This window comes from Pseudochryseolinea flava (assembly GCF_003286915.1).
GTDB classification, from domain to species: domain Bacteria; phylum Bacteroidota; class Bacteroidia; order Cytophagales; family Cyclobacteriaceae; genus Ohtaekwangia; species Ohtaekwangia flava.
The window spans coordinates 267,437-278,597 of record NZ_QMFY01000007.1; the positions used below are offsets into that span (position 1 = coordinate 267,437).

10 protein-coding genes are annotated in these 11,161 nt (G+C 43.2%); 5 read left to right on the forward strand and 5 right to left on the reverse strand.

Annotated elements, in window-relative coordinates; all coding sequences use genetic code 11:
- The first annotated feature begins 273 nt into the window (after positions 1-273).
- Positions 274-2,700 carry an ABC transporter permease gene (locus tag DQQ10_RS15295; RefSeq protein ID WP_112747759.1) on the forward strand — a complete coding sequence of 809 codons (2,427 nt, stop codon included), beginning with the start codon at positions 274-276 and terminating at the stop codon, positions 2,698-2,700.
- Between the two features lie 54 nt (positions 2,701-2,754).
- On the opposite strand, the gene DQQ10_RS15300 is transcribed toward DQQ10_RS15295, so the two are convergent.
- Both DQQ10_RS15300 and DQQ10_RS15305 read right to left on the reverse strand, forming a co-directional pair.
- Entirely contained in the window at positions 2,755-4,155 is a 1,401-nt protein-coding gene (locus tag DQQ10_RS15300; RefSeq protein ID WP_112747760.1) for a S41 family peptidase, read from the reverse strand.
- Positions 4,156-4,280: 125 nt separating this feature from the next.
- Positions 4,281-5,108, reverse strand: coding sequence for a LytR/AlgR family response regulator transcription factor (locus DQQ10_RS15305; protein ID WP_112747761.1), 828 nt, complete (start codon positions 5,106-5,108; stop codon positions 4,281-4,283).
- Between the two features lie 140 nt (positions 5,109-5,248).
- Here DQQ10_RS15305 and DQQ10_RS15310 point away from each other — a divergent pair, with 140 nt between their 5' ends.
- The 4 genes from DQQ10_RS15310 to DQQ10_RS15325 all read left to right on the forward strand — a co-directional run bounded on the left by DQQ10_RS15310 (position 5,249) and on the right by DQQ10_RS15325 (position 7,705).
- On the forward strand, positions 5,249-6,106 hold the full coding sequence (locus tag DQQ10_RS15310) for an AraC family transcriptional regulator (RefSeq protein ID WP_245970429.1): 858 nt from the start codon (positions 5,249-5,251) through the stop codon (positions 6,104-6,106).
- A 95-nt stretch (positions 6,107-6,201) separates the two neighbouring features.
- Positions 6,202-6,669, forward strand: a complete 468-nt coding sequence (locus DQQ10_RS15315) for a VOC family protein (RefSeq protein ID WP_221409738.1) — start codon at positions 6,202-6,204, stop codon at positions 6,667-6,669.
- Positions 6,670-6,906: 237 nt separating this feature from the next.
- Positions 6,907-7,308, forward strand: coding sequence for a VOC family protein (locus DQQ10_RS15320; RefSeq protein ID WP_112747762.1), 402 nt, complete (start codon positions 6,907-6,909; stop codon positions 7,306-7,308).
- A 16-nt stretch (positions 7,309-7,324) separates the two neighbouring features.
- Positions 7,325-7,705, forward strand: coding sequence for a DoxX family membrane protein (locus DQQ10_RS15325; RefSeq protein ID WP_112747763.1), 381 nt, complete (start codon positions 7,325-7,327; stop codon positions 7,703-7,705).
- Between the two features lie 60 nt (positions 7,706-7,765).
- Here the strand turns inward: DQQ10_RS15325 and DQQ10_RS15330 are convergent, their stop codons facing one another.
- Genes DQQ10_RS15330 through DQQ10_RS15340 form a run of 3 tightly spaced genes read right to left on the reverse strand, consistent with a single transcriptional unit; the run spans position 7,766 to position 11,098 of the window.
- Positions 7,766-9,088, reverse strand: coding sequence for a sensor histidine kinase (locus DQQ10_RS15330; protein WP_112747764.1), 1,323 nt, complete (start codon positions 9,086-9,088; stop codon positions 7,766-7,768).
- Positions 9,089-9,106: 18 nt separating this feature from the next.
- The gene (locus DQQ10_RS15335) at positions 9,107-9,796 is read right to left on the reverse strand and encodes a DUF6989 domain-containing protein (protein ID WP_112747765.1); all 690 of its coding nucleotides are present in this window, start codon (positions 9,794-9,796) and stop codon (positions 9,107-9,109) included.
- Positions 9,797-9,805: 9 nt separating this feature from the next.
- Positions 9,806-11,098 carry an oxygenase MpaB family protein gene (locus DQQ10_RS15340; RefSeq protein ID WP_112747766.1) on the reverse strand — a complete coding sequence of 431 codons (1,293 nt, stop codon included), beginning with the start codon at positions 11,096-11,098 and terminating at the stop codon, positions 9,806-9,808.
- Positions 11,099-11,161 lie beyond the last annotated feature (63 nt).

The window sequence follows — 11,161 nt, forward strand, 5'->3', positions numbered from 1 at the left end:
CCTGCGTTTCGAATGATAAAACTAGTTTCGATAAAAACTCGATCGTTAGCACCACCGAAATCTACACTTCCTAATACCCGGCTTGGAAGTGCCTGTAACCAAACTGGTCAATGAAGCATCTAAGACTGTGAGTGTTCAATTTACTCCATGGCACTGTTCATTTTTATACAGCAAGATTTCGCTGAAGTGGATTTTCGCTCAAATTTCAGACGAAAGAAACGTGGATTGATTTTTGGCACTGCCAGCAAGTTCCATCACTAAATAACGAAGCTCATGTTCTTCAACTATTTTAAAACCGCTTTTCGAAGCTTGATTCGCCATCGCTTCTTTTCAGCCATCAACATCTTAGGATTGGCCGTGGCTATGTCAATATGTATGACCGTGATCATGCTTGTAGCAGATCAAATGAGCTATGACCGATACAACAAAAATGCTGATCGCATCTACCGAATCACGACACTGGATGTAGATGACAAAGGTAACGTTATGAAAGAAAACCAATTCAACGCCGCCTCATCGATGCCAATAGGCCCAGAGTTGGTTGAACACTACACTGGCGTAGAACAGTCGGTGTGTATACGGCGAGGCTTTGGAAACGGTTGGCTTGAATTCGAAAACCAAAATGTAAACATCCCTCTATCAGGTTTCTTTGCCGATCAAAATGCGCTTACCTTTTTTGGCTATGAGCTACAATATGGAGATCAGGCAACAGCACTAAAAGATCCTTTTACAGTCGTGCTTACACGTGCTGCCGCAGACAAGCTCTTTAAAGAAGAAAATCCAGTAGGACAAACACTCAAGGTTGGTGACATCGGTACTTACACCGTCACTGGCGTGTTGAAAGATGATGGAAAAAAATCACATATCGTTTTCGAAGGATTAGCGAGTATGGCCTCTGCAATGAGCCTCGAAGCTTCAGGCAAACTTGGCAAACTTTCTGGCGACTGGACAAACTTTTGGGAAAGCTGGACATACATTATGGTTGATCGTGACAAATCGCAAGCCGACATCCAAAAACACCTCGACAAGATCTACGCCCAACATATAGGGTCAACGAAGCAAGGTGTACACAAAATGGTTTTGGGGTTACAACCAATGCTGACCATTACACCCGGAGAGTTATTGAACAACAGCATCGGCCCACAGTTGCCATGGCTATTTGTTTATTTTCTTGGCGGATTAGGACTCGTTATTCTACTGACATCATGTTTCAATTTTACAAACCTTTCCATCGCGAGGTCGCTTACCCGCGCACGTGAAATCGGCGTGCGTAAAGTAGCGGGTGCCGCACGCTGGCAAATATTCACACAGTTCATTATAGAATCTATTGTTGTTGCGCTGATGTCTCTAGCGCTCGCCATTGTGATCGCCTTGTTCATGAAGCCAATTGTATTGCAATTAAACTTTGCGCGCTTTTTCCGCTGGGACTTATACAACGACACGTTCATCTTTGCAATCTTCATTGTATTTGCCCTCGTTGTAGGTGTACTGGCAGGATTCTTCCCAGCTGTTGTACTTTCTGGTTTCCAGCCCGTGAAAGTTTTAAAGAACCTTAGCAGCATGAAACTATTTTCAAGGATGGGAATGCGTAAAGCTTTATTGGTATCACAGTTTACGCTGTCGTTGTTTTTTATTCTGACAGTGATCGTGATGTATAATCAATTGAATCTGTTTATGCATCAGGGACATGGTTTCAATATGAAAAACAATGTTATGGTGAGATTAAACGCCACAGCATATCAACCGCTAAAAACGGAACTACAAAAATATAATAACATAACATCGGTATCCGCTGCATCCCATGTGCCTGCGGCGGGAGTCTCATTCGGTTGTGGCCTCAAGCGTAAAGCTGACGATCCAGAGCCAGTTGATGCAGGTTTCTTTCTGGTTGATGAGGACTATCAATCAAACATGGATTTAAAACTCATGGCCGGTAAATTCTTTGACCCGCACCACGGAGAATCGAATAAAAACTTCATGATCATCAATGAAGCCGCTGTTAAAAAGCTTAACTTCAAATCCAACGAAGAGGCTATCGGCGAGCCAATGATATTCATGAATGATTCCACAATGAAAACAATCGTGGGTGTTGTCGGCGACTACAATCACCGTGACCTTACGCGCGCAATTGCTCCAGCTGTACTGCTGTATGACCCTGGTCAATTTAGTGTTGTTCAAGTTGCCTATGTTGGCACCTATGAAAAAGCAGCGAAGACGATTGAACAAGCTTGGGCAACTGTCAACCCTGGCATTAAAATCGACTACAGCGAAGTTTCGTCAGAGGTAACTAAATTCTATGATATCATCTTTGGTGATTTAGTTAAAGTTTTGGGATTTATATCATTCCTTGCGATTATGATTTCGTGTCTTGGACTTCTTGGTATGGCAACGTACACTACTGAAACGAGGATCAAAGAAATCTCTATTCGAAAAATTCTAGGATCCAGCGGCAGTGCATTGGTAATCCTATTATCAAAAGGTTTCCTGTCAATGCTCGGAATAGCCATTCTCCTTGGTGTACCGCTGTCGTATTTTGTCAACAGCCTCTGGCTCGAACAAATTGCCTACCGCACAACCTTTGGGCTAGGGGTGATCAGCATTGGCGTGCTTGTCCTTATCGTCTTTGGTGCAATCACCATTGGCTCACAGACATTACGCGCGACGTTTGTAAATCCAGTCGACAATCTAAAAAATGATTAAAAGTTACACTAGCTGTTGGTTCCTTGTAGGATTACCAACAGCTAGTACTTTTTCCTATTCAAGATACTCCAACGCCTTCAATAACACGGGATCGATTCCATCATCACGATTTGTCTTTGACGGGAAAGGAGCCTCTATGTGCGGTGTGATGCCGCTAACTTCATAACACGCATCGCTAGCATCTGCCCAACGCTCATTCGATAAGGTGACTGTCCAACCATTGGGCATTTTCTTATTGAGCATCGTAGAAAAAATTCCATTCGTGCGTTCACCAATTATTGTTACATTCGGCAGTTGCTTCATTGCCAGCGCGAATGTCTCCGCTGCACTCGCTGTAAAATTGCTGGTGAGTACCACAACATTCTTGGTAAGTTGTGTATTACCCGTTGGCGCCAGCGTGATTACCTGGGTTGGCGTAAATGACAACACGTCACGCGCAGAAACTTTCCATACCGGTTGCTGTTTACTCGCAAAGCGTCCTGCCAATGCCAACGACACAATATCTAATCCACCACTATTAAAACGAATGTCGATAATGACATTGGTACAATCCTCAAAATCGTTTACAACCCGATCCATCACGTGGTGCATAGCAGGAACTTGACTCTTCAAATCGTAAGGTTCTGTTAAGCCGTTCATTTCTGCAATTTGAAGATAGCCCGTTTCTTCATTTGCCTTTCCCCACAAAACTTTTCCATTTGCACCGACGTGCGCTCCATGCGGAAGGTAGTTTGAAATATTTGAGAGAACCTTCCCATATTCTTGCTGGATGTATTGCTCGAAATCTCCACCCGGTTCCCCTGCATCTACATACTCTTCATAAAAACGCACGTATAGCCGTTGCTGACCCGCCTGAAAATATCGGTCCTGGTTGTCGTACAATGTCACATGGTCATCACCGAAAACAGATAGCATCTCCGTTGTGATGTCCCAAAGATTTTCATCGGTTACTTGCTCACGGTAGTGTTCTCTTATTAAACCCCAATCTATTTCACGCGCTTGAAAAAATGCATAATGCTCGTTGAACAGCGCCCATAGATAATCGAAGTTGGTCAAGGGATCCGTCGTCTTCAATCCCCCATCGTCGCATATTCCCGGCAGCGCATCTATTTTGTTGAACACATATGTATTTACAGTTGCCTGTGCATGGTACAAAAAGTGATTCCGATCTTCTGCCACCGTCACATTCCAAACCGAAACATCGTCGCCAGCTACATCGAAAAAGTCACCACGCATCATACAACCCGCGCCAGAAATATCGTAGGTCTTCGCTTTGCCCTCGCGAATCCATAACAGTCTGCCGTAACCTTCCGACAGCCATATTCCTTCCAAAGATGTAGCCTGATCGACTATGCCTTGATCATGATCTGTTTGACAAGCTCCAAAAAACATGATGATGGCACTCATCACGAAACCGAATCGCATCTTAGCGTCCTTTTGCTGATTGATCTTCATAATTATTTTTTCTCCAGTGACACAAAAGATCAAAACAGGATGTCGGGAGGTTGGCGAAACACGCGAAATAGCGCGCGACGTATGACAGATAGAACCTAAAGTAGGGCGAAAAACATTGAAGTACGTCACCGATCCAGCCACTTTCGAAATGCAGGCGCACGTTTTTGACTGATGATTAGCGGAACGGCCGGCTCAGGGTTTAAAGCAACTCTCATTTTCCCGAATGTTTCCGGCGAAAAAGAGATGCATGCTTTCAATTGAACGATGTACTGACGGTTGGCCCGAAAGAAGTCTCTCTCGCACAATTGATTTTCCAACTCCTCAAGTGTTTGATCAACGCGATAAATCTCATCTGCAACGGTACGAACAAAATTGTAATCACCTTCTTTATAAATGTAAGCTACCTGCGCTACACTCACCGGAATTGTATTATTACCTTTCTTCACATGCAATACTTCACGCCGTTGCGATACAATTGACCTCGGAACTGAAGTCTGACGCGACGTCAATTCCAACAGCTCGCGATTGGCACGAGCAAAAAGATAACGGGCAAAATAGATTAGATTAAAAAAAACTATTAGTAGCACTACAAATGGAAACTCATAGTAAAACCACGTCGTCTGCTCCATGTGCTGATCTAATACAAACGCGAATTGAAGATTGACCAGTACATATGCCAAAATTGCGCACAAAACAATTCCAAAAGAGAGCTGTAAGAGCATGCGTTTTACGCTAGCCTGAAACCAATCATAACGACGATCCAGACGCTTTCCAATCCACTCGAGATATTCCAACAGTAGCCACGCCACAACAGCGCCGGAGAGAACATCTTTGTAGTAGAACGACTGAAGCCACAACTCAAGGGTGCTCTCCCTCCTACCGATCATTTCAATAAAATGTGCACATAATAATGCAGCAACGATTTTCCACCAAAGGTATTTAAAACGATGCATTCCTCGATTTTTATACCGAAAGACAGCGCACTTGCCATTAGGTTGCAATCATCCCATTTTTTTTGTCAGTATTGACGAATGTCGTTTGCACGAGAAAGTGTTTTGCATCACTATATTTAGGAAAATCAAATTCATTCACCATGAATGATTCGATCAAGACCATGCGTGTAGCGAAGACCTTTTCCGATGCAGTCAGTCCATTAAGAAACCTCTACCACCCGGTTCAACCTACTATTACAGAAAAAGATAACGACGTTGTGTATCAAGAATTCCTGCCTGCACAACAATTGCAACCCTTTGTTTACTGTTATTGGGAACTACGAACAATAAAGAAGCTTGAAGTGCCATTTCAGTATCGGGTCGTAGCGGACGGTTGCATCGATATCTACTTCGACTTACACAATCCAATAGAAAGTTATGTCATGGGATTTTGTAAAAACTATACAGAATTTCCGCTTGAACATCAATTTCACTACGTTGGAATCCGCTTTCTACCAACCATGTTTCCACAATTGTTTAAGGTCGACGCATCTATACTAAGCAACCGCTATCAGTATTTGCGAGATGTGATTCCGGCACCAGCGCAATTCATTCAAGAAAACATTAACAGCAAACTAACATCTACGAAGATGGTCTCAACAATTGATTCTCTCTTGCTCAAAGTATTGGCTGCTTCCGATTTCAATAACGATCCCAGGCTATATGGCGCTATTCAAAATATCCTATCTCGATTCGGTGTTGTTAATATTGAAACAGATCTTGATACTGGCATCAGTGCGCGACAACTTCGCAGGTTATTCGAATACTACGTTGGCGACAGTGCAAAAACGTTTGCCAAAGTGGTTCGTTTTCAAAACATTTTGCGTGCCAAGCCATCCACACAAAGTCTTCAACATAACAAACTTTTTTACGACGCTGGATATTATGATCAGGCCCATTTCATTAAAGAATTCAAAAATTTTTATGGCGTAACACCGTCAAAAGCGTTTGGGCGGTAGTAGTGTCTATCACACATCGCAGATTTCAGTTTGTCCGATTTTTACAATTGTACGTTCGCGCTCAACTGCACATTTGTATCATAAACGACAATAACATGAAACACATACTTATTCTTCTGATGTTCGTAACCTATCTTATGAATACAGCCTTATCACAATCTACCAACCAAACACTCAACAAAATGAAACTTAACGCCGGCGTCATCACCACAAAAATTAAAGAAACCAAAGCATTTTATCAGGACATTCTTGGATTTGGTGTCACGTTCGAAAATGAATTCTACTTGCTGCTCCATACCCCGGGGAAACAGTCTGAAATTAGTTTTCTACTTCCCAACCATCCGAGTCAACAACCACTATTTCAGAAACCGTTTCAAGGGCAAGGCATGTATCTTACCATTGAAGTCGATGATGTCGATAAACTTTACAAAGAGATTCAGAAAAAAGGTATTCCGATTAAAATAGAAATTCGCAATGAGCCTTGGGGTGATCGTCATTTTGCTATCGAAGATCCCAACGGTGTGGGAATAGACATCGTGAAGTACTCTCCTACGCAAGAGTAAGAACTCGAATTTGATGCCGATCGTCACAAACCCGAATGTGTCTGTGGCGTTCGGTTTCATTCGTATAGATTTCAACTACCACGTTACAAATTAGACGGACACGCATCAGCCGTCGCATGCGTTCTTGAATAACTTGACGGAATTGCCCTCCCTTTTTGTCGCTTTAACACCCGGACTCCAGTCTTTCGGTTCACTAGGTTTGTATCGTAATCATTCACAAAAAAACATTAACACGATATGCAAATCGCCATCAACTTACCCGTAACCGACCTGAAACGTTCAATGGATTTTTATGCACAGTTAGGATTCGTCAACAATCCGAATTTCACCGATCATACTGCAGCCGCCATGACCTTAAGCGAAGAAGTGATTGTCATGCTGTTGACACATTCAAAATTTAACGAGTTCACAAAAAAGAAAATCGCGAATACACAGGAAGTGATTGCTGTAATTAATTCCCTGTCAGTAGAAAACAGAGATGCTGTCGATTCACTTGTCGCAAAAGCACTTAAGGCCGGCGCAACGGAAACTTTATCAAATCAAGATATGGGATTTATGAAGGTACGTGGGTTCGCTGATCCTGATGGTCACCAGTGGGAAGCATTCTTCATGGATATGACTCAAATGCCAACTGAATAATTAAAAATTACGGGTCATGAAAAACAAGATTCTATTTGTACTATGTCTTCTTGTCGGCCTTCTATTTCTTAATGGTGGACTGAACAAGTTCTTTAACTACATCCCTGTTCCGCCAGATTTACCCGAGGGGCAAGTAAACATGTTCACAGCCATGATGCAGGTCGGATGGTTAATGCCATTGATTGCAGTCGCAGAGATCGTTGGTGGAATTTTATTTATCATTCCACGCTTTCGGCCACTGGGAGCCATCATCTTATTTCCAATCCTTATCGGCATTCTACTGACCAACTTAACCGTTGCCCCCGAAGGGATTCCATTGACATCGATCATGTTTGCCATTTGGACATGGGTAATCATAGAAAATTTTCCTAAATACAGACCTATGGTCAACAGTTAATTAAAAAAAGAGCCCGGATATTCCAGGCTCCTTTTTTATGTTCTATTGAGAACGGTTCATTTATAAAGCGCCGTTTCCGTTTGCTTTCAAGAGTTCAATTGCAAATATTGATCCGCCATCTGTTGGCCTTTCAAACCAAACCTTACCCTTCATCAATTCCATATAACGTTTTACTAGCGACAGCCCTAAACCATTTGAACTCTCACCTGCAGTCGGTCTAACGCTAAGCCGCGCAAATTTTTTAAAGAGACGATCTTCTTCTTCTACAGGAACACCGGCACCGTAATCTCGAACGCGGATTTGAATTTGCTCATCGGCATTCGCAACAAACACTTTAATTTGTTTTCCTGACGGCGAGAATTTAAGCGCATTAGATACGAGGTTTTCCAATACTAAGCGGAGATAGGTCAAGTCAGCCAATACCATGCAATATTTTTCAACGTCCGCATGAATGGATATCCCTTTATTTTCAGACGCTTGTTTAAATGATTGTACCACGTCCATCACCACACCGCGATAATCCGTTGGCTGCAACTTCACGCCGCCGTCGCGATATTCAAGCGTGGCCATCTCGAGCACGTGCCTGACAAGAACCTCTGCATTGTTTGACGCCATGCCGATCATGTCTACCATTTCCTTTTGCTCCTCAACCGCCACTTGTTTCTCAAGCATCTTTGTAAGGATGCTGATGTTCGCCAGTGGATTTCTAAGATCGTGTGCAAGGATGCGAATGATATTATCCTTGTCTTCAATTAGTTTTTCAAGCTCTGCCGATTGTTTTTCGATTGTCACTTTTTGTGCTTCAACGTCGTCCAACGCGCGCTGCATGCTGCTTTCGAACGTAAACGATACGACCATGATGATCATCAACAATCCCGGTTGAATACTGAGAAACCAAAGTGTGCGCATCGATACATCATACTCTACTGGGAGTTTAACGCCATTCAACTCAAGAACACCAAATGCCCACATGCACGATACTGAAAATATTGTCCAGTAAATTGCCGATGTTTTTCCTGCGATGAGAAGGCCCAAAACCGGGATGGCAATTATCCACGGATAAATTGCAGACCACATGCCGCCGGAAAAGTAAGTCAACACCAGCACCGTGATGGATCCTATCGCCGTAAAGAAATTGGTTATAATGACTAGGGGAATTTTTGTCCGCGTGAGGAACGGTAAAATAAAGTATCCAATCACATTGAACAACGTGAAGTAGATTCCTTTGTCATAACCGAAACTAACACTTAGCACCACGTAGGAGGTTGAAAAAATACTTGTCAGGAGACAGGCTTTCACCAGCAATCGCGCTTTACGAAGAACTTTTGCATCTTCGTAATGATCCGGGTGGATATACCAGTCTATTATCTTCGCTACGTTCATTGTCGAACACTCCCCTTTTTAAAACAATTTTATAATGGCATAAGCTAGCCACGTGCCTATGAAAATCCAACAGCCTTCTATTAAACCGAGGAGAAAAGTACGTCTAATTCTCCTGTGTTCCGAATAATAAATGATTCCCGGTAACGACACGGAAATAAATGCCTCTGCTATAATTACATAAATCGGTGCATTGAACAGCATTGGCGTATTGGCATTGTAATACCACCATCCGGCTTCCTTGGCAAAGTGTTCATACGTCGGAATGTACAATCCGCCCATGATGCATAAAAATATTGACGCTCTTAGCAGCCCGTATCGCGACGTGAGCATCATGCCAAGAAAACTGAGTTGAAGCAATACATTCGACCACGCAAAAGGCATATACAACGGAGAACTCCAAACCATCGTTTCAGCACCTGGCCCCGGATAAACCAAACTATGGATTACATCAACAAGATAGTAATCGGTGACTAGTTCAAGTATTCCGGCTACAGTTCCGAAGATCGTGAGTCGCACCAGCAATGGATTGTCTGAATAAAATGCGTAGCCGAGGTAAAATGCGTATAGCCCATACGTGATGACGCTTGCAGATATTGGACCCCATGCGAAAATCGCGCTCAGCTTCGACCACAACAACAAAGTAAAAATAGTAATGAGAATGACAACGGTCGTGCGTTTATTCAATCCCGGTATTGAATTTTCTTGCATGAATTTGATTTAATTATTAATGATTTCAGATTTTTTCTGTAACGAAATACGGTAGCCAAGAATGCCTGGTGTCGTGGCTTGATCTTTCCAAGTTTCGACAAGTCCCCAGTTGGCTTGCAGCGATGGCGGTATCACAAACTGTACTCCCTTTCCGCCATTCACATGATAGATCATACCCTGTAGCAACACTTTATTAAAAGTCGCAATAATCTTGCACACAAAACGATCATGATCGTCTTCCCGACTTATTGCCGTGTTTACAAAGTTTGCAATAGCGAGTACGAGCTTATCACGAATGTCGGCAGTCTCTTCTATGCCAATCATCGTCGCGAGATCTTTTCCCGACGATTTTGAAAAGTCTTGAAGAAAATACCACATCAAATAAACTGGAACATCATCAAACGCATTTCCCGGAATCATCCTGTTCATGAATTTCACACACGACGCTGTAAGTGCTCTGCCTGCATCGGACGTCGCCGCCTGATGCTTCAGAACTTCAGTCGCCAATTGAAATCCTTGCTGATGGGTATCAGGCAACAACGAATCGTCGAGGCCAAGCAATTTGCCAACGATACTCCAGGTGTGCATCCACGCGCTTGTTTCTGTATCGTCGAGCTTCACACCGAGACGCTTAAGTCCAGTTAATATCACGGGACCAAACGACATCAACGTGCCCGCCAAATCTTCTTGATTGATCGGCTCTCCTAACGTTGTCGCATCCCACACGCGTGGTGATTGCTTCACAAAAAATCGAATAGAGGCGTGAATCAGCCTTACTTTCTGAAGCGTTACTACCCCAGTTCCATGCTCCGACAATCCTCCTTTCGACAAAACATTAATGATCATCTGTCCTGTCTCCATCAATCGTCTCGCGAGTGGATCTACGCTTCCGTCGGGAGACGCTAAAAGTCTCCCCGTATCAAACAAAACTTGCGCGCCATTGCCACAGCAATAACACATTGGCAGTGAGCTCACATTGAGCAACATAAAGATGTTGGGTCCGTAAAGCTCAAAAAGTCGCTCAGCTTTCTTAATCATCGTTTGATCAGCCCACAGCGGAAGCTTCCCACTTTCGGCGATGTAATCATCTAACGATTTCGATATCTCCTCTCCTAACGACGCAAACATTCCAGGTGCGAATGAATTGTTTCGCACCAATGTCATTAATATCTGGTTGATTTGTTTTTCTTGGCCCGAGTCGATGATCGCCTTAACTACTTGATCAGCTAACGGATCGGTTACGGATCTAAATTGCTGCAGCGAAGCTCCGCTGATCGCAGCAGCATTAAACGAAGGTTTCAAATGACAATGAGGTTAAAAAATGGTTCAACCAAATTTAGTCATTACAAGCGAACAAGCAATACG